This is a genomic window from Streptomyces sp. KPB2 (assembly GCF_003950055.1).
Lineage (GTDB): Bacteria > Actinomycetota > Actinomycetes > Streptomycetales > Streptomycetaceae > Streptomyces > Streptomyces salinarius.
In genome coordinates, this window is sequence record NZ_CP034353.1 from 4297994 (window position 1) to 4323232 (window position 25239).

The following is a 25239-nucleotide window of genomic DNA, read 5'->3' on the forward strand; positions in this document are numbered from 1 at the left end:
GGCGGGGCATGTAGAGGCCATGGGCGAGGAGATGGTGGCCTGGGCCAGGCGAGTTGCGGCGGCTGAACTCGGGAATGTGCTCCCACGACGGTGGGCGCACAGCTGTGGGGTTGCAGCCCGGGCGGCCGAGGTCGGCCTGATCTTGGGGAAGGACACTGACCTGCTGATCTCGGCCGCGATCCTGCATGACGTGGGATATGCGCCTCGCTTGGCGACCACCGGGTTCCATCCGCTCGATGGCGCACGCTTTCTACGGGACGAGCACGGTGTCGATGAGAGGCTGGCCCGTCTGGTAGCGAACCACTCGTTCGCGCTGCTGGAGGCGGAAGAACATGGGCTGCGAGAGGAGTTGGCGAGGGAGTTCCCGTTGCTGGACGATCCGCTGTTGGTGGACGCCCTCGTGGATTGCGACATGACGACGACGCCCGACGGCGGCCGGACGACCGCGCGGGAAGGGGTTGCGGAGATCGTCGACCGTTATGGCGCGGACGGCGTGGTCTGTCGGTTCATCCGGCGCGCGGCGCCGGAGATTTTCTCGTCTGTCGAGAGGGTCGAAGCTGCCGTGGCGAGTCAGCCGAGGTAGGGATAGGTGCCGGCGAGGTAGTCGCCGATCTGCTGGCGCATGCTGGGGTGGATGTCGTACTGGTCCAGGTCTGCGGGCTGGAGGTCGAGGCGCAGGTGCGCGGAACGGACGAAGATGCTGTCGCTGCCGCGTTCGCCGAAGCTTGCGCACAGGCTGTGGATCGCGCACGGAACCCCAGCAAGTACGGGGACGGACGTAACGACTTGTAGCTGGATAGTGAGGGATTGGGCCCGGCCGTGGCGGCCGGGCCCAATCCCTCACCGCTGCTCTCGGATCAGCGGCGGCAGCTCCACGTCCAAGTCAGCCGCCAGGTGCTCCAGTTCGAGCAGCGCCCCGCGCAGGTCCGCGGAAAGCGCGAGCGTTAGTTCGGTCAGAGACTTGGCCTCCGCCGCCTCTGCTTCAATCAGGCCGATGTCGAGATTGACGTCCTTGGTGGCAACGAGTTCGGCACCGTCGAAGACCTGGAGGCGTCCTTCGGGTACACGGCGGTCGATGGCGCCATTCGGGTCGTCGGTGCCGACACCGAACGCACGTTTCTCGAAGTCCTCAAGGTGTCCGGGGAGCAGCGGGTTCTGCTTCAGCGTGAAGCGGTTGCCGGTGCGCAGGTCGTACACCCACAGTTGCTTGGTGTGCGGGGGTTCATCCGCGCTACGGCGGGGCGGGGCGGCATCGAAGAAGAGGACGTTGGCCTTGACCGTGCCGGCGTAGAAGATGCCCTTCGGCAGGCGCAACATGGTGTGGAGGTTGTAGCGCTTGAGCAGTTCGCGACGGATGTTTGCGCCGCGGCCACCTTCGTTGAGGACATTGTCCGGGACAATCACGGCGGCCCTGCCGTTGTCAGCGAGCACATTCACGATGTGCTGGACGAAGTTGAACTGCTTGTTGGTCGTGGTCTCCCAGAAGTCGCGGCGATGGTACGACATGTCCTCGCGGCTGACCGAGCCGTCGATGTTGGTGATCACAATCGACGATTTCTTACCGAAGGGAGGGTTGGCGAGAACCATGGAGGCGCGCTTGGTCGGCGGCTTCGCCAGGGCGTCTTCCACGTCGATGAGGGGTTTGCCGTCCGGTTTGCCGATGTTGTGGAGGATGAGGTTCATCTCCGCGAGGCGGGCGGTCGCCGGGACAAGCTCAGTGCCCCAGATGGCCTCGCCCTCATCGAAGCGGGCGAAGTCCTCCGTGGACATCTCAGCACCGTACTCCCTCACGATGTGGTCGTAGGCGGCGAGCAGGAAGCCGCCGGTGCCACACGCCGGGTCGGTGATGGTGTCGTCCGGGGTGGGCCGCATGCACCGCACGATGGACTCGATGAGTACGCGGGGGGTGAAGTACTGTCCGGCGCCAGCCTTGGTGTCCTCTGCGCTGCGGGCGATGAGTGCCTCGTAGGCATCGCCCTTGATGTCCTTGCTGGCGGTGAGCCATTGCTCCTTGTCGATCAGGTCGACGATGAGGCGGCGGAGATTGGCCGGGTTCTGGAGGCGATTGCGGGCACGGTGGAAGATCAGACTGAGGGCGGTGTCCTCTTTGCCATTCTCGCGTTTCCCGAGGTCAGTGAGGAGCTGTGTGTATGCCTCCTCCAGGTCGGTGCCAGTGAGATCGAGGAGTTCCGGCCAGCCTCGACCGCGCCACTGCTCGGTGTTGGGCAGGACATGGCGCCGCCTGCTTTCGGGGAGCGTCTTGTCGGCCTCCTCGATCTCCGCAGCCATCTTGAGGAATACCAGGAAACTGAGCTGTTCCAGGTACTCAAGGCTCGAAACGCCGTCGTCGCGCAGGACGTTGCAGTAGTTCCAGAGCCGATCGACGAGACGGCGAGCTTCCGGTTTCACGCGGTGAACTCCTCAGGGAGAAGGGTCTGTTCCCCTAGGGGGAGGCGGGGCTCAGTGACCTGGGAGGGAAGCGGCGGCTTGTTATCAGGGTCTGATGTCTCGGGCTTCTTGCGTTTCTTGCCCCGGGCTAGGCAGTTTCGTTTGGATCACCGGGCGGACCAGAGGAAGATGCCCGCGATGTGGAGTCCGGCCAGGTAGATGGTGGCGGTCTTTTCGTAGCGGGTGGCGATACCACGCCACTGCTTCAGGCGGTTGATGCACCGCTCGACGGTGTTGCGCTGCTTGTAGGTCTCGCGGTCGAAGGCCGGTGGCCTGCCGCCCCGGCTGCCCCGACGTAGCCGGTGTGCGCGCTGGTCTGCGGGGACGGGGATCACTGCCCGGATGCCGCGCTTGCGCAGGTGCTCGCGGATCGCGCGGGAGGAGTACGCCTTGTCGGCCAGGACCAGGTCCGGCCTGGTGCGGGGTCGTCCTCGTCGGCGGGGAACGCGCAGGCGGGCCATGACGTCGGTGAACGCGGGTGCGTCACCGGCCTGGCCTGCGGTGAGAACGAACGCCAGGGGCCGGCAGCGGGCGTCGGCAGCGAGGTGGATCTTCGTGGTCAGTCCGCCGCGGGACCGGCCGATGGCATGGTCGGTCGGCTCGCCGGCCGGGGCCCCCTTTTGCGGGCTCCGGCCGCGTGCTGGTGGGCCCGCACGATGGTGGAGTCGACCGAGACGGCCCAGTTGAGGTCCTCGTCCGCGTCTGCCTGGGCGACCAGGGCGGTGAAGACTCGCTCCCAGGTGCCGTCGACGGCCCACATCCGCAGCCGGTTGTAGACCCCTCGCCAGTTGCCGTACTTCTCCGGCAGGTGAACCCACTGCGTGCCGGTCTGGAACTTGTAGGCGATCGCGTCGATCACCTCTCGATGGTCTCGCCAGCGACCACCTCGCCTCGGCGTCCGGTCCGGGAGCAACGGCTCAATCCGCGCCCACTGCGCATCAGTCAACGGCACACCCGAACCAACGACCGACTGATCCAAACGAAACTGCCTAGGGCTGCCGCACGCCGGATCGCCTTCCGTTCGGCCTCGGCAGCCTCGCGCTCGGCGCTAATCCGCTTGAGGAGATCATCTGCGGATTCGTCGCCAGGCTCTTGGGGAACGAGGCGCACTACCGTGTCGAGGAGATCACCTCACGCGGGTTGTGGATGCGCCGCGTCGACGGCGAAGGGCCTCTGATCGCGCAGAGGCGGATGAGTGATGGCCTGCGTACCGTCTCGGCGCTGGTCCTGGATGTCGTACGACAGATGTATGCCGCGTACGGGGCCATCGATCTCCGGTGGAAGGACGGCCGACCGTATCTGCCACACCCAGGAGTCGTCCTCATCGATGAGGTCGATGCACACCTGCACGTGTCGTGGCAGCAGAGCATCGGTGAGTGGTTCAAGGTCCACTTCCCTGCCGTCCAGTTCATCGTCAGCACCCACAGCCCCTATGTCTGTCAGGCCGCCGATCCGGGTGGCTTGATCCGGCTTCCCGGTCCGGATGAAGACGTTCCGCCCGAGGTCGTGGACGAAAAGCTCTTCGGCCGAGTGGTTTACGGTTCCGGCGACGACGCGGTCCTGTCGGACTTCTTCGGCCTGTTGTCACCGTTCTCCCGCCGTGCGGAGTCGATGCGGGAGGAACTGGCGGACCTGGAGTACGACGTCGCAGCAGGGGATGCGGACGAAGCGACCATGCGGCGGTTCCGGGAATTGCGTAGGACGCTGTCCAGCTCTCAGGCGACATACGTGGAGGACGCCAGCTTGCGGGCTAGGAGGAGGGAGACGGACGGTTCGTGATCAGGATCGTACGGCCGCGGCTTCCGTCCGAGCTTGAGTCCTCCCTGTTGAAGCTGACTCAGGAACTGGCCAACACTCCGGTACCCGAGCGGGGCGACCACGCCCAGCGGATTTGGGACCGCAACACCGTGCGCCGCGACGTGTACCGGCCTGTGCGTGACGCCTTGGAGGAGATGGCGCCCGGAGTTGACTGCTGCATGTACTGCGGCAACCACATGGCCGATACCGTCGACCATTTCGTGCCCAAGTCCCACTGCACGCTACGGACCTTCTACTGGCCCAACCTCCTGCTGGCCTGTTCCACCTGCAACAGCCGGTTCAAGAGGGACCAGCACCGAGGCGACGGAGTCGTCGGTTCGCTCCTAGTCGACCCGACCCGAGAAGATCCCTTCGAGCACCTGGATCTCCGCTTGGCCAGCGGGGTCTACCGCCCGGTCGACGGCTCCCGCAAGGGGAAGTGGACCATCCAGGTGTGCGGTTTGAACGAGGGGCGACGGCCGCGCGTGAGAGCCAACGCTTGGCTCAGCCTGGAAGACGACCTCAGGGGCTGGGCACGAGCTCGCGCCGATGGCGACCACAAGGGCATGCGCCGCAAAGAGTGGCGCATGCGCAATCAGCCCTTCGCAGACGTGTATCACGCAGCACTCCGGAAAGCCGTGTCCGATGACGCGGAGGTCATTTTCACTGACACGGATCCCGACATCCTCGACCTGCTCAGGGACGAGGAACTGAATGCGGCCCTCCACGCGTGAAGGGCCGCAGTTGGGTCCGCCGAACGTGTTCTGGCATCCGGATACGGTCGCTACAGCGCGGAGTCCGGACTGACTGCAGCAGGGCTCGACCTGCATGGGAGCTCAGGCCGCCGTGGCGGGTGTGCCAGCCGTCGCCTGCTTGGTCTCGACCTGGTGGAGCACCTGCAGCACTTCGTCCCAGACGCCGTCCGGATCGTCGGTCTCCAGGATCAGCATGCCCACGACGTCGAGGGCGTGGTCGATCTTCCCGCCGGAGTCCTTCTTCGCCTGTTCGATGCGATGCAAATGGCCGGCCACCTCCGGCCGGGCGCAGGCGAACGAGGCGGGCAGCCTGTCGAGGGCGTCGGACAAGTCCCAGCCCTCGGGGATGAAGTACGTCGCCTGTGTCGGCTCCTGGCTGCGCACCTTCACTGTGGGTTCCGTGATCTGAGGTCCGCTGGTGATCTCTACGTCCAGGAGCAGCTTCGAGGCAGCACGGTACAAGGCCGTCAGGTCCGGGTCGTGGCCTTCGAGGATTACCTCGGAGACGATGATGCGCTCGGACGAGAGTAGGGCGCGGGCGAGTACGGCTGCAGTGTCGAGAGAGGCCCGCTCGGGGTCGTAGGTGGCCATGAAGCGGCCCTCGTCACGGCGCAGCATGATGGCCTTCGCCTGGTGGGCATCCCCCTGGCGCAAGTGGAGCGACACGGCGAAGAGACGCTCATGGGTCAGAATGGTCATGCCGAAACCTCCGCTCGTTTCCAGTTACGCCCAAGGGCGTCACGGTGGTCGCCGCTGTGGCCATGCTGCTGGGTGCAAAGCAGGCGGTCGGGCCAGGTGTCGTCGGTGTCTGGCTGGCCGTCCATTCGATCACCGGTCAGCGGGTCGCGGCCGGGGCGTCGCTCCAGACACTGGGATCCGATGAGGCTGGTGAGGGCGGTGCGCAGCGGGCTGGGGCCGACACTGGTTCGCCGGCTGGCGATCTCCGCCATGTGCTTCGGGACGGCCTCCAGGACCACCTGGAGTGCGGCCTGCGGGTCGTCAGCCTGGCTGCAGATGTCGGCCAGTTCCTTGGCCAGCTTCGCGATGACAAGTTTCCCGATCGGCGTGATCCGGCCGCACTCGGCGACGAGGGTGTCCGAAGGAAGCGTGTCGAGGTCGATGTCGGTGGTGGTCATGCGATCGCCTCCTCCTCGGTCTCATCCGATGCGCGCTCGTCCACGGGAGCGATCACGAACTTCTGGAGAAGCGTGTAAGCGAGCTTGAGCTCCGAGCCGCCATCGCGCTCCATGAGCCTGTGCAAGCCGATCCCGGCCTCGACCAACAGGGTCGTGACGCCGCAGTACGAATCGATCATGGCGCGAAGTGCCTGCCAGGAGACTGGGGTGGGCCCCGAGACGAGGGCTGTGGGCGCGCTGGAGATGCACCGTCCGTCTGGGGGTGGCGTCGCCGTGGATGTCGCGGGAATTGCGGAAGTCATGATCGTTCTCCTCCTGGGAGCGTGGGCGAATGCCCTTGCTGGAGAGCTGGCTGTAAGCCAGTGGGGTCTGGTCTTGCTGTCCTAGTCGCCCCGTCTGCGGGCGGGCCAGGCGTCGTTCCCCGTTCGAGAGACATGCGGCCCGAAACCGCTAGCCAGCAGTACGATCCGTGTTTTTGATTGCAGCCCGGCGGTGATGGTCAGCCTCCGAACGAGGTGGGCTCGGGGCCGGAGGTAGGCGACCGGGTGTGGGATGAGGCACGTGCGGAGCCGGGCTACTCGCCGTTGTGGTCGCAAGGGCGACAGGTGGAAGAAATGCGGCCGGTACCCGGCACGGGGACACGTCAGGGCCACCGGCGGATGCCGGCTGTCCGCCCAGGTCCGCAGCGATCCGATCACAGCAACTGAGACCACAGCACGACGAAGGCCCCGACCAAGATCTGGTCGGGGCCCACGTTTCCGCAGTTCAGCGGTGGCGGAGGATACGAGATTCGAACTCGTGAGGGGTTGCCCCCAACACGCTTTCCAAGCGTGCGCCCTAGGCCTCTAGGCGAATCCTCCGCCGAGAACATTACATGACGCCGGGGAGTGCTTGCGAACTCGTTCCCGGGGCCCGACATCGGGTAACGTGTGGGCCAGCCCCTCACGCGGCGCTATCTGACTGAACTCCCCCAGGGCCGGAAGGCAGCAAGGGTAGGTCGGCTCTGGCGGGTGCGTGGGGGGCGTCTCGTTTGCGGGCGGTCCGGTTGTCGGTGGGCGCCTATAACCTCGTATGCGTGTCGTCTCTCGCGCTCTACCGCCGTTACCGCCCGGAGTCCTTCGCCGAGGTCATCGGGCAGGGGCATGTCACCGACCCGCTGCAGCAGGCGCTGCGGAACAACCGGGTCAATCACGCGTACCTGTTCAGCGGTCCGCGCGGTTGCGGCAAGACGACCAGCGCCCGGATCCTGGCCCGCTGTCTGAACTGCGAGCAGGGCCCGACGCCCACGCCGTGCGGCGAGTGCCAGTCCTGCCGCGACCTGGCCAGGAACGGGCCGGGATCGATCGACGTCATCGAGATCGACGCCGCCTCCCACGGTGGTGTGGACGACGCCCGTGACCTGCGCGAGAAGGCCTTCTTCGGGCCCGCCTCCAGCCGGTACAAGATCTACATCATCGACGAGGCCCACATGGTCTCCCCGCAGGGCTTCAATGCCCTGCTGAAGGTCGTCGAGGAGCCCCCGGAGCACCTCAAGTTCATCTTCGCGACCACCGAGCCCGAGAAGGTCATCGGGACCATCCGGTCGCGGACCCACCACTACCCCTTCCGGCTCGTGCCGCCCGGCACCCTGCGCGACTACCTCGCCGAGGTGTGCGGCAGGGAGGGCATCGCGGTGGAGGAGGGTGTGCTGCCGCTCGTGGTGCGGGCCGGCGCGGGGTCGGTGCGTGACTCCATGTCCGTCATGGACCAGCTGCTCGCGGGCGCCGGCGCCGACGGTGTGACGTACGACATGACCACCGCCCTGCTCGGCTACACGGACGGCTCGCTGCTCGACTCCGTCGTCGAGGCCTTCGTCTCCGGGGACGGCTCCGCCGCCTTCGGGGTCGTGGACCGGGTGATCGAGGGGGGCAACGACCCGCGGCGTTTCGTCACCGACCTGCTGGAGCGCCTGCGTGACCTGGTGATCCTCGCCGCCGTGCCCGACGCCGCGGAGAAGGGGCTCATCGACGCCCCGGCCGACGTGGTCGAGCGGATGCAGGCCCAGGCCCAGTCGTTCGGCGCCGCCGAGCTGAGCCGCGCCGCCGACATCGTCAACGAGGGGCTCACCGAGATGCGCGGCGCCCACTCGCCGCGCCTCCAGCTGGAGCTGATCTGCGCACGCGTGATGCTGCCCGCCGCGTACGGCGACGAGCAGTCCGTGATGGCCCGGCTGGACCGGATCGAGCGCGGGGTGCAGTTCTCGGCCGGTGCGGGCGCACCCGCCATGGGGTACGCGCCGGGGCCCGAGGCGCATGCCGGTGCGGCGGGGGGCGCGGCGCCCGCCGGGGCTCCGCTGCCGCCGGGCGGCGGACCCGCCGCGGCCCGTGCGGCGGTACGGGGGCAGGGCGCCGGTGCGCCCGGCGGAGGCCCGGGCAACGGCCCGGGCGGAGGCTCGTCCTCCGGCGCGGGTGCCGGTGCTGCTCCTGGTGCCGGGACCGGTGCCGGTGCTGGTGCCGGGTCCTCGGCCGACGTGGGTGGCCCTTCCGCCGAGGGCGGGCAGGCGCCGGCCGCGTCTCCCTCCGCCGCCGCTGCCGGTTCCGCGGCTTCCCCCGCACCTGCCGCCGCCGCTCCGGCTCCCGCTTCCGGTTCGGCACCGGCCCCCGGTGCCTGGCCGACCGCGGCTCCCGCGGGTGGTGGGCGCCGCCCCGGTGGGTGGCCCACGGCGGCCCCCGCGGGGGGTGGGCAGTCCCGGACACCGGCCGCTCCCGGTCCGGCCGCCGGCCCCGTCGCGACTCCGGCCCCGGCTCCGGCTCCGGCCTCCGCTCCGGCCGGTCCCGCGCCCGCCTCTCCGCCGCCGGGCGCTGCGGGGATCGACCCCCGCTCGCTCTGGCCCAACATCCTGGAGGCGGTCAAGAACCGCCGCCGGTTCACCTGGATCCTGCTCAGTCAGAACGCTCAGGTCACCGGCTTCGACGGCACCTCCCTCCAGCTCGGCTTCGTCAACGCCGGCGCCCGGGACAACTTCGTCAGCAGCGGCAGCGAGGACGTGCTGCGGCAGGCGCTGGCCGAGCAGTTCAACGTGCAGTGGAAGATCGACGCGGTCGTCGATCCCTCCGGCGGCTCGGCGCCTCCCTCCGGTGCGGGTCCGTCCGGCCCCTCGGGGCCCTCCGGTGGCTTCGGCGGCGGCAGTGGCGGGGGCGGTTTCGGTGGGGGCACGCCCGCGCAGCGGCCGGCGGCGCCCCCGTCCGCGCCCGCCGCCCCCTCCACGGCCCCCGCGCCGGCCCCGGCGTCCGCTCCGGCCGCCGCCCCCGCACCCCGGCCCTCGGCACCCGAGCCGCCCCCGGTCTCCCCCGAGGACGACATCCCCGAGGACGACGACCCGGACCTCGACGAGTCCGCGCTCTCCGGCAAGGAGCTGCTGGTCCGCGAACTGGGCGCGACGGTGGTCGAGGAGATCGCCAACGAGTAGCCGTCCGAGCCGGCCGCCCGAGTCGGCCGCCCGAGTCGGCCGCCCGAGTCGGCCGTCCGAGCCGGCCGTCCGAGCCGGCCGCCCGAGTCGGCCGTCCGAGCCGGACGCCCTGCCTGGAGGAAGCCACAAGCCTCCGCGGCCGGTCCCTTCGGAAGCCCGCACAAACCGCGGCGGCCCGTTCCCATTAGGCTTCACCCCGTGAAGGTCCTTGTCATCGGCGGCGGCGCCCGCGAACACGCCCTGTGCCGTTCCCTGTCCCTCGACCCCGACGTCACCGCGCTGCACTGCGCACCCGGCAACGCCGGTATCGCCGAGGTCGCCGAACTGCACCAGGTCGACGCCCTCGACGGCGCGGCCGTCACCGCGCTCGCCACCCGGCTCGGCGCCGAGCTGGTCGTCGTAGGACCCGAGGCGCCGCTGGTCGCCGGGGTCGCCGACGCCGTCCGCGAGGCGGGCATCCCGGTCTTCGGGCCGTCGGGGGAGGCGGCGCGGCTGGAGGGCTCCAAGGCCTTCGCCAAGGACGTGATGGCCGCCGCGGGCGTGCCCACGGCCCGTTCCTACGTCTGCACGACCCCCGACGAGATCGACGCGGCCCTCGCCGCCTTCGGCGCGCCCTACGTCGTCAAGGACGACGGGCTGGCCGCGGGCAAGGGCGTCGTCGTCACCGACGACGTCGAGACGGCCCGCGCCCACGCGAACGCCTGCGACCGCGTCGTCGTCGAGGAGTTCCTGGACGGCCCCGAGGTCTCCCTCTTCGCGATCACCGACGGCGAGAACGTCCGCCCGCTCCAGCCCGCCCAGGACTTCAAGCGCGCCCTCGACGGCGACGAGGGCCCGAACACCGGCGGCATGGGCGCGTACTCGCCGCTGCCCTGGGCCGACCCGAAGCTGGTCGACGAGGTCGTGCAGAGCGTGCTCCAGCCGACCGTCGACGAGCTGCGCCGACGCGGCACGCCGTTCTCGGGACTCCTCTACGCCGGGCTCGCGATCACCTCGCGCGGTGTGCGCGTGATCGAGTTCAACGCTCGTTTCGGCGACCCCGAGACCCAGGTCGTGCTGGCCCGCCTGAAGACCCCGCTCGCCGGTCTGCTGATGGCCGCCGCCACCGGCAACCTCGCCGACCTGGAGCCGCTGCGCTGGAGCGACGAGGCGGCCGTCACCGTGGTCGTCGCCTCCCACAACTACCCCGGCACCCCGCGCACCGGTGACCCGATCACCGGCCTCGACGAGGTGGCCGCCCAGGACGCCCCGCACGCCTACGTCCTGCACGCCGGCACCCGCGCCGAGGGCGACGCCGTCGTCAGCGCCGGGGGTCGCGTCCTGTCCGTCACGGCCACCGGCACCGACCTCACCGAGGCCCGGGACCGTGCCTACCGGGCCGTCGCCCGCATCGGCCTCGACGGCTCGCAGCACCGCACCGACATCGCGGCGAAGGCGGCGGGCGCGTAACCCCTCGACCTTCCCGGTCACCGGATCCGACAGGCCCCGGCTCCCTCCCAGGAGCCGGGGCCTGACCTTTGCTGTCCGTCCTCAGCTTTCCCCAAAGCCATTCCATCGGGTGACCGATGGGCCATACGGCTGACGGGCGCGGGGCCCCCAACTATGGTGCCGCGCAGGCGTTCCGGCACTTGGCCCACCGGCATTGCGATGTCAGTGCCGGGTGCCACAGTGGGTGGAGTGAGCAGAACCCGAAGAGCAGGAAGACCAGGGCGAGCAGGAGAGCAGTAGTGCAGCAGGACGGGTCGGCAGGTACAGGGCAGACAGGACAGCGATGAGGGGGTGAGGTCCGGCCGTGACCGCTTTCGGTGGTGTGGAGATGGGCGCGCTGGCCGCGCGTACCCGGGCGCTTGCGGTGCTGCGGGTCCGCAGCCGCGCGCTGGCCGTGGCCCTGTTGCCCGCCGCCGCGGCCGTGATCCTCCTCGTCGGCGGATCCACCGGGCACCTCGTGGGCGGAGGCTGGGACGTCCTCCGCTGGGTGGTGTCCGTGCTCGCGCTGCTCGTCCTGCTGGCCGCCGCCGGAGTCGCCCTGGTCGTGGCCCGCGCCGAGCCCGCCATGACCCCCACGGTCACGGTCCCCGAGGAGTCGGCGCCCGAGCTCTACCGGATGGTGCGTGACCTGGCCGACCGGCTCGACGTCCCCGCCCCCTCGGCGATAGCGCTCACCCCGGACTGCGACAGCTGGCTGGAGGACCGCACCCATCCGCTCCACGGCCCCCCGCCCGTGGACAGGGACGACGACGGCCTGCCCGGCCTCGGCGACCCCGCCCGCCGCCGGAGTGCCGTCGCGGCGCCCGTTCTGGTCATCGGCTCACCGTTCCTGTGGTGGATGCGGGTGGGCGAGCTGCGCGCCGTCCTCGCCCCGGTGGTCGCCGGTACGGGGCCTTCGGCGCACCCCGACATAGCCGCGGCCCGGCGCTTCATACGAGGGCTGGACGCCGCCGTGGCGGTGGCCTCTGCGGGCCGCCGCGATCCGCTGTCCCGGGCGGCGTGCGCGGGCCTCGGCTGGGTCTCCCGGCTCCTGCTGCGCAGCTGTCGGCGGCACGCGACCGAGATGGAGCGCGGGGTCGCGGCCGCGGCCGCCGAGCGTGCACAGGCTGTGGACTACGGTCTGCGGATCGTCGCGCAGGAGCAGGTGGGGCTCGCCTACGCGGGCTGGGACCGGCTGCTGACCCGGGTGGCGCTGCCCGCCTGGCGGATGGGCCGCTGGCCCTCCCGGCTGGACGTGGGAGTCGTCGCCGCCCTCACGGAGCTGTCGCGCCGGGACCGTCTGGCCGAGGGCTTCGCCTCCCGCCTGGGCGAGCGCCCGGCCTGTGACCTGCTGGAGGAGCCCGGGGTGGTGGACGAGGCGGTCTCGCTGCTGGCCGCGCGCCTCTTCCACGGAGGGCCGGCCGAGACCCGCCCGGACTGGTCGCCGGTCGGCTGGGAGGACTATCCCGAGGAGGTCGTCGACCGGTCCTGGCGTACGGACGCGGCCCGGCTGCACCGGGTGCTCGACACCCTGGGCGTCCGCCGCACCGGCGCGGGCACCGCACCGGGCACGGACGGCCCGACCCTGGCCCGCGTCCTGGACCACCTCACCACCCCGGACCCCGCTCCCGCCCTCGCCCCTCCCACAGCCGCCGACGCGGACCCGGCCTCCGGGACACACCCCGCGACCGGCACCACACCCGCCGACACGCATGCACCGCACGCCGACCACGCCACCCCGCATCCGGCATACGCCGACCACGACGCCCCGGCCGACGACTTGGACGATCTCGCCGGCCCCGTTGCCAGGCGCGGCGCCCCGGACGCCTCCGGCGACGGGCAGGCCCCGCACGGCGACCACGCCGCCCCGCACGGCGACCACGCCGCCCCGCGCCCCTCGCACGGCGACCACGCCACCCCGCACGGCGACCACGCCACCCCGCCTCCGCCCCGCGCCGACCACCGCGGCACCCCCGCCGACGACGAGGACGACGACGACCTCGCCGGCACCACGGCGCGGGGGGCCGCCCTGGCCGCCGGGCTCAGTGCGCAGCTGGCCCGTGAGGAGGCGCGGGAGCGGCCCGTCGGGGCCGGGGTCCCCTCCTCGCCCCCGGGTCCGGGCGCCGGGACGGGGCCCGACGCCGCCCTCTGGGACGACCGTGCGCTTCCCCTCCTGCCGTTGCAGCCCCCGCGCACCGGGCGCGAGATCCTCACCGCGCACATCACGGCGATGGTGTGCTGCGCGGCGATGGACACCGTCGGCGCGGCCCCCGGCCTCGACTGGCTCGACGGGCCGGCGCTCCTGCTCGACGGCGCCCGCACCGCCGACCTGGCGCCCAGCGTGCTCAGCCTCGTCGAGACGGGTGACCCGGGTCCGCTGCGCGCCTGGATGACCGAGCTCGGCATACGCCCGGAGAAGCCGGTACGACTGGTCTGACGCCCGTACCGCCCACACCGCCCACTGCCCGGACCGCCACGCCCCCCGCCGCCCCACGTCGCGCGTGCCGCGGGCGGGTGCGGCACGGAGGAATCGGACGGCGTCATTCCACTTTCGGCCACTTCGCGACGAACAGTGACCGCACGCGTGCGAAATGTGATGTGCTGGGACCGATCGCGCACATGGCAAAGGCGTTCGTCATACGCACGACCACGGGGGCACGAGGGAGGGGACTGTCCCATGGGGCCCGAGCAGATCCGCCGCTGGGAGTCGGGAGCACTCGCGCACGCCGTGACGGACCCCTTCGGACAGGGGCCGGTCCCCTGGCTGCGCGGCGGCGAGACGTACTTCGGCGACACCGGCCAGGTGGTCGCCTGGTACGCGGACCAGGACCGCACCGGTACCGATACCGGCACCGACGTCGGCACCCGCACCCGTGCCGACTCCGGCGGCGGCCCCCGCGCCGCCGACGACGTCCGCCGCCAGATCAAGGGCTTCACCGCGACGGGAGCCGTCGCCCCCGGCGAGGCCATCGACTTCCACGTCACCGTCGACCCGCCCCAGGAGTTCGGCGTCGACATCTACCGGATCGGCCACTACGGCGGTGACGGCGCCGCCAAGATCACCAACAGCCCCCGTCTGTCCGGCATCGTCCAGCCCGCGCCGCTCACCGCCGACCGCACGGTCTCCTGCCACCACTGGTGGCTGTCCTGGCGGCTTCAGATCCCCACGTACTGGAACATCGGCGCGTACGTGGCGGTCCTCACCACCGCCGACGGCTACCGCTCCCACGTCCCCTTCACGGTCCGCGACGACCACCCGGCCGACCTGCTGCTCCTCCTGCCGGACGTCACCTGGCAGGCGTACAACCTCTACCCGGAGGACGGCCGTACCGGCGCCAGCCTCTACCACGCCTGGGACGAGGAGGGCCGCCTGCTCGGCGAGGCGGACGCCGCGACGACCGTCTCCTTCGACCGCCCGTACGCGGGGGCCGGCCTCCCCCTCCACGTGGGCCACGCCTACGACTTCATCCGCTTCGCCGAGCGCTACGGCTACGACGTCGCCTACGCCGACGCCCGCGACCTGCACTCCGGCCGCGTCGACCCGGCCCGCTACCGGGGCCTGGTCTTCCCGGGCCACGACGAGTACTGGTCCGCCGCCATGCGCCGCACCGCGGAGCTGGCCCGCGACCGGGGGACATCGCTGGTCTTCCTGTCCGCCAACACCATGTACTGGCAGGTGGAGCTGGCGCCCTCCCCGTCCGGTGTCCCCGACCGCCTGCTGACCTGCCGCAAACGCAAGGGGCCCGGCCGGCCCGCGCTGTGGCGGGAGATCGACCGCCCCGAGCAGCAGCTGCTCGGCATCCAGTACGCCGGCCGCGTCCCCGAACCGCATCCGATGATCGTCCGCAACGCCGGTCACTGGCTCTGGGAGGCAACCGGAGCCCACGAGGGCGACGAGATCGAGGACCTGGTGGCGGGCGAGGCCGACCGCTACTTCCCGCGCACCGCGCTGCCCGAGCACGACGAGCGGGTCCTGCTCGCCCACTCCCCGTACACCGACGTGGACGGCGTCCGGCGCCACCAGGAGACGTCGCTGTACCGGGCCCCGTCGGGTGCCTGGGTCTTCGCGTCCGGCACGTTCGCCTGGTCGCCGGCCCTGGACCGCCCCGGCCACGTCGACCCCCGGATCCAGCGCGCCACCGCCAACCTCCTGGACCGCATCTGCAAGCGCGACTGAGCCCGCGCCCCCGAGCCCACCCCCGCCGCCTGCCCGGCACCCTCCCCGCCGGTCGCCCTCCCCGCGACGTACGGGACAATCGACGTATTGTTCAGAACCACGGGGAGGAACCGTGTCCGGATTCGTTGAAAAGCCCGAGCCGATCCAGGTTCCGGGCCTGGTGCATCTGCACACCGGCAAGGTGCGCGAGCTGTACCGGAACGAGGCGGGCGACCTCGTGATGGTCGCCAGCGACCGCATCTCCGCCTACGACTGGGTGCTGCCGACCGAGATCCCCGACAAGGGCCGGGTCCTCACCCAGCTCTCGCTGTGGTGGTTCGAGCAGCTCGCCGACCTGGCGCCCAACCACGTCCTGAGCACCGAGCTGCCCCCCGGCGCCCCCGCCGACTGGGAGGGCCGCGCCCTGGTCTGCAAGTCGCTGCGGATGGTGCCCGTGGAGTGCGTGGCCCGCGGCTACCTCACCGGCTCGGGCCTGGCGGAGTACGACGAGTCCCGCACCGTCTGCGGCCTCGCCCTCCCCGAGGGCCTCGTCGACGGCTCCGAGCTGCCCGCCCCGATCTTCACCCCGGCCACCAAGGCCGAGGTCGGCGAGCACGACGAGAACGTCTCCTACGAGGAGGTAGCCCGCCAGGTCGGCGCGGAAACCGCCGCCGCCCTGCGCCAGGCCACCCTCGCCGTCTACTCCCGCGCCCGGGACATCGCCCGCGAGCGCGGCATCGTCCTCGCGGACACCAAGTTCGAGTTCGGCTTCGACGGGGACGACCTGGTCCTCGCCGACGAGGTCCTCACCCCGGACTCCTCCCGCTTCTGGCCGGCCGACCGGTGGCAGCCGGGCCGCGCGCAGCCGTCGTACGACAAGCAGTTCGTGCGGGACTGGCTGACCTCGGCCGAGTCCGGCTGGGACCGCAAGAGCGAGCAGCCCCCGCCGCCGCTGCCGCAGCAGGTCGTGGACGCCACCCGCGCCAAGTACGTGGAGGCGTACGAGCTGCTGACCGGCCAGAGCTGGTCGTAGCGGCAGAGACCGCGACAGGCCGCAGAGGCCGCACACGAAGAAGCCCCCGGCCGGAACCGGGGGCTTCTCGTCTGGAGCGAACGACGAGGTTCGAACTCGCGACCTCAACCTTGGCAAGGTTGCGCTCTACCAACTGAGCTACGTTCGCACTGCGTGCCGGGGATTTCTCCCTGGCGCGACAGCCACTATACCCAACCCCGCTCCCTCGCGAGCCGCACCGCCGTGTGCCGGTTCTCCGCGCCGAGCTTGCTCGCGGCCGACGACAGGTAGTTCCGTACGGTCCCCTCGGCGAGCGCGGCGCGCTCGGCGATCTCCGAGACGGGCGCCCCGTCGGCGGCGTGCTCCAGTACTTCCGTCTCGCGGGCGGTCAGCGGTGAGTCCCCGGCGGAGATCGCGTCGGCGGCCAACTCCGGGTCGACGTAACGGTTTCCGGCGTGCACCGTGCGGATCAGCTCGGCGAGCCGCTGGGCGCTGACCGTCTTGGGGACGAACCCGCGCACCCCTGCCGCGAGCGCCCGCTTCAGGTGCCCGGGGCGTCCGTGGCTGGTCACGATCAGCACCTTGCAGGCGGGCAGCTCGGCCCGCAGCGATGTGGCGACCTTCACACCGTCGGCGCCGGGCATCTGGAGGTCCAGTACGGCGACGTCCGGCGCGTGCGCCCGCGCCATCGCCAGCGCCTCGGGACCGGTGGCCGCCTCGGCGACGACGACGAGGTCGTCCTCCAGGGACAGCAGGGCCGCCAGGGCCCCGCGGATGAGGTGTTCGTCGTCGGCGAGCAGGACCCGCACGGTCGTCGTCACGAGGCGACCTCCAGCGCGGCGCCCGCCGTGGCGTCCGGCAGCGGCACCGCGGCCGTCAGCCGGAAGACCCCCCGGCCGGCGGGCCCCGCCTCCAGCGTCCCGTCCACCGCGGAGAGCCGCTCCCGCAGCCCCGCGAGCCCGGAGCCGCCCGAGCCGCCCGTATGGGCCGTGCCGGCCGTGCCGGCCGTTTCGGCCGAGGGGCCGTCCCCCGTCGTCTCCGCCACGCCGTCGTTCTCCACCGTCAGCACTACCCGCCCTCCCGACATCCGCACCGTCACGGCGACCTTCTTCGCGTCCCCGTGCCGCAGCACGTTCGTGGTCGCCTCCCGCACCACCCAGCCGAGCGCCGACTGCACCTCGGCGGGCAGGCCGGCCGTCTCGCCGGTGACCTGCGCCGTGATGCCGGCCGCCGTCAGGACGCCCCGGGCGCCGGCCAGCTCGACCTCCAGGGCGGCCTCCCGGTAGCCGCGTACGACGTCCCGGACCTCGCGCTGCGACTCCTGGGCGATGCGCTGCACCTCGATCATCTGCTCCACCGCCTCGGGCCTGCCCCGCCGGGACAGTTGGACGGCCAGCTCGCTCTTGAGCGCGATCACCGCCAGGTTCCGCCCCATCACGTCGTGCAGGTCCCGGCCGAACCGCAGCCGTTCCTCGGCGACGGCGAGCCTGGCCCGGGTCTCCTTGGCGTCGTCGAGCGCGTAGACGGCGTTGAGCAGCCAGAGGGAGAAGATCGAGGTGATGGCGAGGAACCCGCCGGTCACCATCACCAGGCCGGCCAGCACGACCGACGCGAGGACGGGCATCTCCAGCGGGAACGTCAGGAGCCCCGCGCCCACCGCGAAGCCGCCGACGACGGCGACCATGCGCCGCCTGCCGCTGACCCCGAGCGTGATGACGCCGGCGGCGAAGCACAGGACGCCGCCGTAGACGGAGCCCGCCGCGGTCTCCACCTCACCGGCGGGTCCGCGCTCGGCGATCACGACGGCGGTGGTCGAGACCACGGCGGAGACGACCACGAGCGTCCACATCAGCCGCACGGGCTGGGGGCGCCGGCCGCGCGTCCAGTCCAGCGCCCGGGACGAGACGAGCATGCAGACGGCGGCGTGCGCGACGACCAGCAGGCACAGCACGGTGGCGAGTCCGGCGCCGGTCCGGCCGTAGGCGCTCACCCCGAGCGCGAACACCTCGATGACCCCGAAGAAGTGGAACGACCACCTCGTGTACGTCTCCACCTTCTCCGGCGTGCTCTTGGTCCGCCACCATCCGCCCGGCCTGCGCATCCGTCCGCCGCTCCCGCTCACCTCGTACGCCCTCGCACGTCCCTGTACGTCAGTGCCGCGGCTCCCACCGGAACCGCCGCCGTACAGCAAACACCGCGAGCACGGTCCAGGCCACCGCCGTCGCCACCGCGCCCAGCGCCTCACCGGCCGACAGGTCGCCGGTCCAGCCGCCGCGCACCAGGGTGATCACGGGCGTCAGCGGCAGCAGCTCACACACGGAGGCCAGCCGGTCGGGGAGCAGGTCCAGCGGGAAGAACAGCCCGGAGCCGGCCATCGAGACGAACATGATCGGCAGCGGTGTGACCTGCGCGCTCTCACCGGTCCTGGTGAAGCTCGCGGTGACCGCGGCGAGCGCGGCGCACAGCACCAGGCCCAGCAGCAGGCCGACGACGGCCAGGTGGGGCGCCGACGGCGCGGACAGGTCGAGGAGGACGGCGCAGCCCACCGCGAGCAGCAGGGACTGCACCAGCCCGCCGAGTACGGCCGGCAGGGCGGAGCCGCCGAGGATCTCCACGTCCCGCAGCTCGCCGGTGCGCAGCCGCTTGAGGACGAGTTCCTCGCGCCGGACGACGAAGACGCCGACCAGGGCCGAGTAGACGGCGAACAGCAGCGAGAAGCCGATCGCGGCGGGCAGCACGAGGGTGCCGAGGGTCAGTCCGGCCCCGGCGAGGTCCATCTCCTCGGCCCCAGCCCGCACGCTGAACGGCAGCACGAACGGGACGAACAGCGCGGCGAAGACGGTGCCCTTGTTCCGTCCGAGCAGGATCATCTCGGCGCGGGCGAGGGCGGCCATGCGGCTCATCGGCGTGGTGGCCGCCGTGCGGGCGGGGCCCTTCGCGCGGGCCGGTGCGTCGGTGGCGCTCATGCCGCGTACTCCTTCTCCGTCGTGGGGTCGCCCGCCCTCGCGGACACCTCCTTGGCGATGCTGAGGAAGGCCTCCTCCAGGGACGCCGAGCGCACGTCGAGGCGGCGCAGTTCCACCCCGGCCCGGCCGGCCCAGACCAGCAGTCCGGTGGCCGCGCGCTGGAGTTCCCGGGTGCGCAGCTTCACCATGCGGCCGTCGGTCTCGTGGTCGCTCACGCCCAGTTCGGCCAGTGGCGGCAGGTCGCCCACGAAGTACCCGTCGGGCAGTTCGAAGGAGATGTGGGACGGCTGCGCGGCGGTCACCTCGTCCGGGGTGCCGGTGGCGGCGATCCGGCCCTCGTGCATGATCGCGAGCCGGTCGGCGAGGTTCTCGGCCTCCTCCAGATAGTGCGTGGTCAGCAGCACCGTCGTACCGGCGTCGCGCAGCCCGCTCACCAACTCCCAGGTGTCCCGGCGGCCTTCGGCGTCCAGGCCGGTGCTGGGCTCGTCGAGGAAGAGCACCTCGGGGTCGCCGAGCAGGGCGAGCGCCAGGTCCAGGCGGCGCCGCTGACCCCCGGACAGCTGCTTGACGCGGGTTCCCGCCTTCGCCTCCAGACCGACCAGCGCCAGCACCTCCGCCGGGGGCCGGGCGCCGCTCACGCACCCCGCCCACATCCGCGCCGTCTCGGCGACCGTCAGCTCGGAGGGGAAGCCGCCCTCCTGGAGCATGACCCCGGTGCGGGGGCGTACGGCGGCCCGCTCGGTGTACGGGTCGTGCCCGAGGACGCGCACCCGCCCGCCGGCCGGCGCGGCGAGTCCTTCCAGCAGTTCGACCGTCGACGTCTTGCCTGCGCCGTTGGTGCCCAGCAGGGCGAAGACCTCGCCGCGGCGCACGGAGAAGTCGATCCCGCGCACGGCCTCGAACCCGCCCCCGTACACACGTCGCAGGTCGGTGACCTCAATCACGTGCTCGTGTCCGTTGGTTTGCATGCCTCAAGGATTCCGGCGCCCCGGGCGGCACGACAGTGCGAGCCGTCATCACCGAACATGACAAATGTCAGACCCGGCCCGCAGGACACCGGAGCCGGACGCACGAAAAGACCCCGGTCCTGGAGGACCGGGGTCTGATTCCCGAGCGGACGACGAGGCTCGAACTCGCGACCTCAACCTTGGCAAGGTTGCGCTCTACCAACTGAGCTACGTCCGCATTGCTCCCGAACGGCCTTCACCGATCGGTGCGAGCACCAGCCTACCTGATCCAATCGAGTGGCCGGTACGGCGATGCAGAGCGGGTGACAGGAATTGCACACTGCGCCTTCCCCCTGGAAGGGGGATGTTCTACTACTGAACTACACCCGCGTGTTCCGTGAGCTGGGCCTTTCGGCCTTGCCCCTCGGCGTGCTCCAGACTTTAGCTGATCACCCGGGGTGCCGCGCAAGTCGGTTGCCGCGAGGGGCGGCTGAGCGGCCGTCGGCCACTCCTGACCGGGGGCGGCTCACTGCGCCGCGGCGAACGCCTCGTACACCCTCTTCGGGATCCGGCCCCGCGCGGGCACGTCCATCTTGTTCGCCTGGGCCCAGGCGCGGACCGCCGCCGGGTCGGGGGCGACCTCCGTCTGCCGGTAGGCCTTGCCGGACCGGGAGCGCTTGCGGCCGGCCGAGACGTACGGCTCGAGCGCCTTGCGCAGTTTCCGGGCATTGGCTTCGTTCAGGTCGATCTCGTACGTCCGGCCGTCGACTCCGAAGGCGATCGTCTCCGCCGCTTCCGAGCCGTCGATGTCGTCAAAGAGAGTGACCACGACACGCTGCGCCACGAATATCGGTCCCTTCGTGCGGCATCTCCGCGATGACGTGCCCGAACGTGCCAAGACGCCGCGATGATGCCGACTGTTCGCCTGTAATTGGGCAAAGTATCGGCTAATGACATTTCATTTGTACAGTGCTCGGCATTGCAATGGGAAGACCGACTAAATCTGCCCGCGTGTCTGCCGGGCAATAGGTGTCCGTGCTCGATCCCGGATCTTTCCCGAAGCTTTTCGAGACCGCCCCCTCCCGATGCCGAATCGTGACTGGGCTCACGTAGTTTCCTCCAAGGCTACGCGCGTAGAAATTTTGTACGGGTAGTCTGAAGGAACCTGCTCAGCACCACACACCGGGAGTGCCAGTGGCACGCGTCGTAGTCGACGTCATGCTCAAGCCGGAGATCCTCGACCCCCAGGGCCAGGCGGTGCAGCGCGCACTGCCGCGACTGGGTTTCGAAGGGATCTCGGACGTCCGTCAGGGAAAGCGATTCGAACTGGAAGTGGACGGGCCGGTCGACGACGCCGCCCTCGCCCGCATCCATGATCTTGCGGAATCCTTCCTCGCCAACACCGTGATCGAGGACTTCACCGTCAAGGTCGAGTCCGAAGACGTGGTCGCGGGGGCCGCGAAGTGACCGCTCGTATTGGCGTCGTCACTTTCCCCGGCAGCCTCGACGACCGGGACACGCAGCGCGCGATCCGTGTCGCCGGCGCCGAACCCGTCGCCCTCTGGCACAAGGACAAGGACCTCAAGCAGGTCGACGCCGTGGTGCTGTGCGGCGGATTCTCGTACGGCGATTATCTGCGCGCCGGCGCCATCGCGCGCTTCTCGCCGGTGATGGACACCGTCATCGACCAGGCGAAGGCCGGTCTGCCGGTGCTGGGCATCTGCAACGGCTTCCAGATCCTCACCGAGGCCCACCTGCTGCCGGGCGGCATGCTGGGCAACGACCACCTGCACTTCATCTGCCGCGACCAGAAGCTGCGGGTGGAGAACGCGGACACCTCCTGGACCAGCGACTACACCGCCGGCCAGGAGATCCACATCCCGCTGAAGAACATGGACGGCCGCTACGTCGCCGACCGGCGCACGCTGGACGAGCTGGAGGCCGAGGGGCGGGTGGCCTTCCGCTACCTGGACATGAACCCCAACGGCTCGCTCAACGACATCGCCGGCATCACCAACGCCGCCGGGAACGTCGTCGGCCTCATGCCGCACCCCGAGCACGCCGTGGAGTCGCTGATCGGTACGGGCCGTACCGACGGCCTGCCGTTCTTCACCTCGATCCTCAAGAAGCTGGTCAACGCATGAGCCGGACGCCTCTGGACACGGTCGAGCACGCGGCCGCGACCCCCGACGTCGAGCTGCCCTGGGCCGAGCTGGGCCTGAAGAAGGACGAGTACGAGAGGGTCGTGGAGATCCTCGGCCGCCGCCCCACCGGCGCGGAGCTGGCCATGTACTCGGTGATGTGGTCCGAGCACTGCTCGTACAAGAGCAGCAAGGTGCACCTGCGCCAGTTCGGCGAGAAGGCCCCCCAGTCCGACGCGATGCTCGTCGGCATCGGCGAGAACGCCGGTGTCGTGGACGTCGGCCAGGGCTACGCGGTCACCTTCAAGGTCGAGTCGCACAACCACCCGTCGTACGTGGAGCCCTACCAGGGCGCCGCGACCGGCGTCGGCGGCATCGTCCGCGACATCATCGCGATGGGCGCGCGGCCGGTCGCCGTCGTGGACCCCCTGCGCTTCGGCGCCGCCGACCACCCCGACACCAAGCGCGTCCTGCCGGGCGTCGTCGCCGGCATCGGCGGCTACGGCAACTGCCTGGGCCTGCCCAACATCGGCGGCGAGGTCGTCTTCGACGCCTGCTACCAGGGCAACCCGCTGGTCAACGCGGGTGCGATCGGCGTCATGCGGCACGAGGACATCCACCTCGCGAAGGCGTCCGGCGCGGGCAACAAGGTCATCCTGTACGGCGCCCGCACCGGCGGCGACGGCATCGGCGGCGCGTCGATCCTGGCGAGCGAGACCTTCGACGACGCCAAGCCGTCGAAGCGCCCCGCCGTCCAGGTCGGCGACCCCTTCCAGGAGAAGCTCCTCATCGAGTGCACCCTGGAGGCCTTCGCCGAGAAGCTGGTCGTCGGCATCCAGGACCTGGGAGCGGCGGGCCTGTCCTGCGCGACCAGCGAACTGGCGTCGAACGGCTCCGGCGGCATGCGCGTCACCCTGGACGACGTCCCGCTGCGCGACTCGACTCTCTCGCCCGAGGAAATCCTCATGAGCGAGTCGCAGGAACGCATGTGCGCGGTGGTCGAGCCCGGCAAGGTCGACCGCTTCCTGGAGATCTGCGAGAAGTGGGACGTCATCGCCACGGTGATCGGTGAGGTCACGGACGGCGACCGCCTCGAAATCTTCTGGCACGGCGGCAAGATCGTCGACGTCGACCCGCGCACGGTCGCGCACGAGGGCCCGGTCTACGAGCGCCCGTACGCCCGTCCCGACTGGCAGGACGCCCTCCAGGCCGACGACGCGAACAAGCTGCCCCGGCCGCAGACGTCCGACGAGCTGAAGGACCAGGTCCTCAAGCTGGTCGGCTCGCCCAACCAGGCGTCCAAGCAGTGGATCACCCAGCAGTACGACCACTTCGTGCAGGGCAACACCGTCCTCGCCCAGCCCGAGGACTCGGGCATGATCCGCGTGGACGAGGAGTCCGGCCTCGGCGTCGCCATCGCCACCGACGGCAACGGCCGCTACGCCAAGCTCGACCCGTACACGGGCGCGCAGCTGGCGCTGGCGGAGGCCTACCGCAACGTGGCGACGACCGGCGCGAAGCCCCTCGCGGTCTCCGACTGCCTGAACTTCGGCTCCCCGGAGGACCCGGCGGTCATGTGGCAGTTCGCGGAGGCCGTGCGCGGCCTGGCCGACGGCTGCCTCCAGCTCGGCACCCCGGTGACCGGCGGCAACGTCTCGCTCTACAACCAGACGGGCGAGGCCGCCATCCACCCGACCCCGGTGGTCGCGGTCCTCGGCGTCATCGACGACGTGGCCCGCCGCACGCCGGTCGCCTTCCAGGAGGACGGCCAGCTGCTGTACCTGCTGGGCGACACGCGTGAGGAGTTCGGCGGCTCGGCCTGGTCCCAGGTGGTCCACGACCACCTCGGCGGCCTGCCCCCGAAGGTCGACCTGGAGCGCGAGCGCCTGCTGGGCGAGATCCTGATCTCCGCCTCCCGCGACGGCATGATCGACTCCGCGCACGACCTGTCCGACGGCGGTCTGGTCCAGGCGGTCGTCGAGTCGGCGCTGCTGGGCGGCAAGGGCGCGCGTCTGATCGTGCCGGACGGGCTCGACGCCTTCACCTTCCTCTTTTCGGAGTCGGCGGGCCGCGCGGTCGTCGCCGTCCCGCGCTCGGAGGAGGTCCGCTTCAACGACATGTGCGGCGCCCGCGGCCTGCCGGTCACCCGCATCGGCGTGGTGGACGGGGATGCGCTGGAGGTCCAGGGCAAGTTCACGCTCTCCCTGAGCGAGCTGCGCGAGGTCCACGAGCGCACGATCCCGGCGGTGCTCGCGTAGCGGATCTGTGCGGTTCGAGGTCCCGTCCGGCTGTCCGGGCGGGACCTCGTCGCTTCAGCGGATGTAGTTCTTGAGGATCTCCGTGTCGAGTTCGATGCCGATCGGGTCGGGGAGGACCACTGTCTCGCCGAAATCCGTGAGGCGGATGTCGCGATAGCCACCGACTCGTCGGTTCGGGCGGCTGTGTACCGTCACCGTGCAAGTGTCCCGGTCGATCAGCAGGTACACGGGAATCCCCGCCTGCCCGTACGCGGCAGGCTTCTCGTGCCGGTCACGCCGGTCCGTGTCCGAGTCGTACGACGTGACCTCGACGACCATAAGGGCGCCGTCCGGTTCGGCCCATTCGCCGTGTCCCGCGAAGTGGGCCTCGGGAGCGAGAACGGCGTCCGGCCGTGCCCGGCTCTGCCGGTACGCATCGACCCGTAGCCCCTGCGTTTGGTACAGGTCCAGGTCCGGCCGCGACTGCATACAGCGCTTGGCCAGCCAGGACACGATGCTGTTGTGGTCCCCGTCCGTCACCGGCTTGACCCCGATCCGTCCGTCAATGAACTCCAACGTGACGGTCTCGGGAGCGGCGGACGCGATCGTTTCGAACTCGTCCACCGACATCTGAGACGTGTGCTCGGCCATAACCGTCATGTTGCACCTCCTTCCAGGCGCGGACCAGTGTTTCCAGGGCCGGGGTCCTCCCGGGCCGCCTTTCGCGAC

General features: G+C 70.8%; 22 protein-coding genes, 4 tRNA genes, 1 other RNA gene and 1 pseudogene. 12 read left to right on the forward strand and 16 right to left on the reverse strand.

The genetic code is table 11. The features are described from left to right. Positions 1 to 19: 19 nt before the first annotated feature. On the forward strand, positions 20 to 583 hold the full coding sequence (locus tag D1J63_RS19160) for an HD domain-containing protein (protein ID WP_125630245.1): 564 nt from the start codon (positions 20 to 22) through the stop codon (positions 581 to 583). On the opposite strand, the pseudogene D1J63_RS19165 reads toward D1J63_RS19160, so the two are convergent. From D1J63_RS19165 to D1J63_RS19175, 3 genes and pseudogenes are all read right to left on the reverse strand, one after another. Beyond that, positions 571 to 663 (reverse strand): annotated as a pseudogene (locus D1J63_RS19165) (NUDIX hydrolase); the annotation flags it as partial. The gene D1J63_RS19160 and the pseudogene D1J63_RS19165 sit on opposite strands and share 13 nt — an antisense overlap. Positions 664 to 840: 177 nt before the next feature. After that, a complete protein-coding gene (locus tag D1J63_RS19170) occupies positions 841 to 2409 on the reverse strand; it encodes a class I SAM-dependent DNA methyltransferase (RefSeq protein ID WP_125630247.1) in 1569 nt (522 codons plus the stop codon). Positions 2410 to 2555: 146 nt separating this feature from the next. Continuing rightward, a protein-coding gene (locus D1J63_RS19175; protein ID WP_241235487.1) for an IS5 family transposase occupies positions 2556 to 3427 on the reverse strand; the annotation gives its coding sequence in 2 pieces (ribosomal slippage) (positions 2556 to 3067 and positions 3067 to 3427; 873 coding nt in all). Between the two features lie 113 nt (positions 3428 to 3540). Between D1J63_RS19175 and D1J63_RS19180 the strand changes: the two genes are divergently transcribed. After that, positions 3541 to 4227, forward strand: a complete 687-nt coding sequence (locus D1J63_RS19180) for an AAA family ATPase (RefSeq protein ID WP_232250302.1) — start codon at positions 3541 to 3543, stop codon at positions 4225 to 4227. Next, entirely contained in the window at positions 4224 to 4979 is a 756-nt protein-coding gene (locus D1J63_RS19185) for an HNH endonuclease (RefSeq protein ID WP_125630251.1), read from the forward strand. Before D1J63_RS19180 ends, D1J63_RS19185 begins: the two co-directional genes overlap by 4 nt. Positions 4980 to 5081: 102 nt before the next feature. Here D1J63_RS19185 and D1J63_RS19190 read toward each other — a convergent pair whose 3' ends face one another. The 4 genes from D1J63_RS19190 to D1J63_RS19205 all read right to left on the reverse strand — a co-directional run bounded on the left by D1J63_RS19190 (position 5082) and on the right by D1J63_RS19205 (position 6996). Further along, on the reverse strand, positions 5082 to 5699 hold the full coding sequence (locus D1J63_RS19190) for a hypothetical protein (RefSeq protein WP_125630253.1): 618 nt from the start codon (positions 5697 to 5699) through the stop codon (positions 5082 to 5084). Continuing rightward, positions 5696 to 6136 carry a hypothetical protein gene (locus D1J63_RS19195; RefSeq protein WP_125630256.1) on the reverse strand — a complete coding sequence of 147 codons (441 nt, stop codon included), beginning with the start codon at positions 6134 to 6136 and terminating at the stop codon, positions 5696 to 5698. Before D1J63_RS19195 ends, D1J63_RS19190 begins: the two co-directional genes overlap by 4 nt. Beyond that, a complete protein-coding gene (locus tag D1J63_RS19200; RefSeq protein WP_125630258.1) occupies positions 6133 to 6315 on the reverse strand; it encodes a hypothetical protein in 183 nt (60 codons plus the stop codon). Before D1J63_RS19200 ends, D1J63_RS19195 begins: the two co-directional genes overlap by 4 nt. 593 nt (positions 6316 to 6908) lie before the next feature. Next, positions 6909 to 6996: transfer RNA gene (locus D1J63_RS19205), tRNA-Ser, on the reverse strand. A gap of 73 nt (positions 6997 to 7069) precedes the next feature. Here D1J63_RS19205 and ffs point away from each other — a divergent pair. From ffs to D1J63_RS19235, 6 genes are all read left to right on the forward strand, one after another. Then, positions 7070 to 7166, forward strand: an RNA gene (ffs, locus tag D1J63_RS19210) — signal recognition particle sRNA small type. Between the two features lie 45 nt (positions 7167 to 7211). Beyond that, positions 7212 to 9584, forward strand: coding sequence for a DNA polymerase III subunit gamma and tau (locus tag D1J63_RS19215; protein WP_125630260.1), 2373 nt, complete (start codon positions 7212 to 7214; stop codon positions 9582 to 9584). A gap of 198 nt (positions 9585 to 9782) precedes the next feature. Further along, the gene (gene purD / locus D1J63_RS19220; RefSeq protein ID WP_125630262.1) at positions 9783 to 11033 is read left to right on the forward strand and encodes a phosphoribosylamine--glycine ligase; all 1251 of its coding nucleotides are present in this window, start codon (positions 9783 to 9785) and stop codon (positions 11031 to 11033) included. Positions 11034 to 11376: 343 nt separating this feature from the next. Next, positions 11377 to 13488, forward strand: coding sequence for a hypothetical protein (locus D1J63_RS19225; RefSeq protein WP_125630264.1), 2112 nt, complete (start codon positions 11377 to 11379; stop codon positions 13486 to 13488). Between the two features lie 240 nt (positions 13489 to 13728). Next, positions 13729 to 15228, forward strand: a complete 1500-nt coding sequence (locus tag D1J63_RS19230; RefSeq protein WP_125630266.1) for a N,N-dimethylformamidase beta subunit family domain-containing protein — start codon at positions 13729 to 13731, stop codon at positions 15226 to 15228. A gap of 112 nt (positions 15229 to 15340) precedes the next feature. After that, the gene (locus D1J63_RS19235; RefSeq protein WP_125630268.1) at positions 15341 to 16240 is read left to right on the forward strand and encodes a phosphoribosylaminoimidazolesuccinocarboxamide synthase; all 900 of its coding nucleotides are present in this window, start codon (positions 15341 to 15343) and stop codon (positions 16238 to 16240) included. Positions 16241 to 16312: 72 nt separating this feature from the next. Here the strand turns inward: D1J63_RS19235 and D1J63_RS19240 are convergent. The 8 genes from D1J63_RS19240 to D1J63_RS19275 all read right to left on the reverse strand — a co-directional run bounded on the left by D1J63_RS19240 (position 16313) and on the right by D1J63_RS19275 (position 20976). Continuing rightward, positions 16313 to 16388, reverse strand: a tRNA-Gly gene (locus D1J63_RS19240). A 37-nt stretch (positions 16389 to 16425) separates the two neighbouring features. After that, complete coding sequence (locus D1J63_RS19245) at positions 16426 to 17040, reverse strand: response regulator transcription factor (RefSeq protein ID WP_164712888.1); 615 nt, start codon at positions 17038 to 17040, stop codon at positions 16426 to 16428. Then, positions 17037 to 18320 carry a histidine kinase gene (locus D1J63_RS19250; protein WP_125630270.1) on the reverse strand — a complete coding sequence of 428 codons (1284 nt, stop codon included), beginning with the start codon at positions 18318 to 18320 and terminating at the stop codon, positions 17037 to 17039. Before D1J63_RS19250 ends, D1J63_RS19245 begins: the two co-directional genes overlap by 4 nt. 49 nt (positions 18321 to 18369) lie before the next feature. Then, the gene (locus tag D1J63_RS19255) at positions 18370 to 19185 is read right to left on the reverse strand and encodes an ABC transporter permease (RefSeq protein WP_125630272.1); all 816 of its coding nucleotides are present in this window, start codon (positions 19183 to 19185) and stop codon (positions 18370 to 18372) included. Beyond that, positions 19182 to 20153 carry an ABC transporter ATP-binding protein gene (locus D1J63_RS19260; RefSeq protein ID WP_125630274.1) on the reverse strand — a complete coding sequence of 324 codons (972 nt, stop codon included), beginning with the start codon at positions 20151 to 20153 and terminating at the stop codon, positions 19182 to 19184. The genes D1J63_RS19255 and D1J63_RS19260 overlap by 4 nt, the downstream gene beginning before the upstream one ends. A 144-nt stretch (positions 20154 to 20297) precedes the next feature. Further along, a tRNA-Gly gene (locus D1J63_RS19265) sits at positions 20298 to 20370 on the reverse strand. Positions 20371 to 20450: 80 nt separating this feature from the next. Next, positions 20451 to 20522: transfer RNA gene (locus D1J63_RS19270), tRNA-Gly, on the reverse strand. A gap of 136 nt (positions 20523 to 20658) precedes the next feature. Then, complete coding sequence (locus D1J63_RS19275; RefSeq protein WP_102932929.1) at positions 20659 to 20976, reverse strand: Lsr2 family protein; 318 nt, start codon at positions 20974 to 20976, stop codon at positions 20659 to 20661. A gap of 350 nt (positions 20977 to 21326) precedes the next feature. Between D1J63_RS19275 and purS the strand changes: the two genes are divergently transcribed. The 3 genes from purS to purL are packed head-to-tail and all read left to right on the forward strand — an operon-like array spanning position 21327 to position 24531. Next, positions 21327 to 21599 (forward strand): phosphoribosylformylglycinamidine synthase subunit PurS, encoded by a 273-nt coding sequence (gene purS, locus D1J63_RS19280; RefSeq protein ID WP_003974895.1) that lies wholly within the window; start codon positions 21327 to 21329, stop codon positions 21597 to 21599. Then, positions 21596 to 22276, forward strand: a complete 681-nt coding sequence (purQ, locus tag D1J63_RS19285) for a phosphoribosylformylglycinamidine synthase subunit PurQ (RefSeq protein ID WP_003974894.1) — start codon at positions 21596 to 21598, stop codon at positions 22274 to 22276. Before purS ends, purQ begins: the two co-directional genes overlap by 4 nt. Continuing rightward, complete coding sequence (gene purL / locus D1J63_RS19290; RefSeq protein ID WP_125630276.1) at positions 22273 to 24531, forward strand: phosphoribosylformylglycinamidine synthase subunit PurL; 2259 nt, start codon at positions 22273 to 22275, stop codon at positions 24529 to 24531. Before purQ ends, purL begins: the two co-directional genes overlap by 4 nt. Positions 24532 to 24585: 54 nt before the next feature. Here purL and D1J63_RS19295 read toward each other — a convergent pair whose 3' ends face one another. Continuing rightward, on the reverse strand, positions 24586 to 25170 hold the full coding sequence (locus D1J63_RS19295; protein WP_125630278.1) for a Uma2 family endonuclease: 585 nt from the start codon (positions 25168 to 25170) through the stop codon (positions 24586 to 24588). Between the last annotated feature and the right edge of the window lie 69 nt (positions 25171 to 25239).

Coding starts and splice junctions, on each gene's coding strand:
- D1J63_RS19160 (WP_125630245.1), top strand. CDS start 20: ATGGGCGAGGAGATGGTGGCCTGGGCCAGGCGAGTTGCGGCGGCTGAA.
- D1J63_RS19190 (WP_125630253.1), bottom strand. CDS start 5,699: ATGACCATTCTGACCCATGAGCGTCTCTTCGCCGTGTCGCTCCACTTG.
- D1J63_RS19195 (WP_125630256.1), bottom strand. CDS start 6,136: ATGACCACCACCGACATCGACCTCGACACGCTTCCTTCGGACACCCTC.
- D1J63_RS19200 (WP_125630258.1), bottom strand. CDS start 6,315: ATGATCGATTCGTACTGCGGCGTCACGACCCTGTTGGTCGAGGCCGGG.
- D1J63_RS19230 (WP_125630266.1), top strand. CDS start 13,729: ATGGGGCCCGAGCAGATCCGCCGCTGGGAGTCGGGAGCACTCGCGCAC.
- D1J63_RS19250 (WP_125630270.1), bottom strand. CDS start 18,320: ATGCGCAGGCCGGGCGGATGGTGGCGGACCAAGAGCACGCCGGAGAAG.
- D1J63_RS19255 (WP_125630272.1), bottom strand. CDS start 19,185: ATGAGCGCCACCGACGCACCGGCCCGCGCGAAGGGCCCCGCCCGCACG.
- D1J63_RS19260 (WP_125630274.1), bottom strand. CDS start 20,153: ATGCAAACCAACGGACACGAGCACGTGATTGAGGTCACCGACCTGCGA.
- purL (WP_125630276.1), top strand. CDS start 22,273: ATGAGCCGGACGCCTCTGGACACGGTCGAGCACGCGGCCGCGACCCCC.
- D1J63_RS19295 (WP_125630278.1), bottom strand. CDS start 25,170: ATGACGGTTATGGCCGAGCACACGTCTCAGATGTCGGTGGACGAGTTC.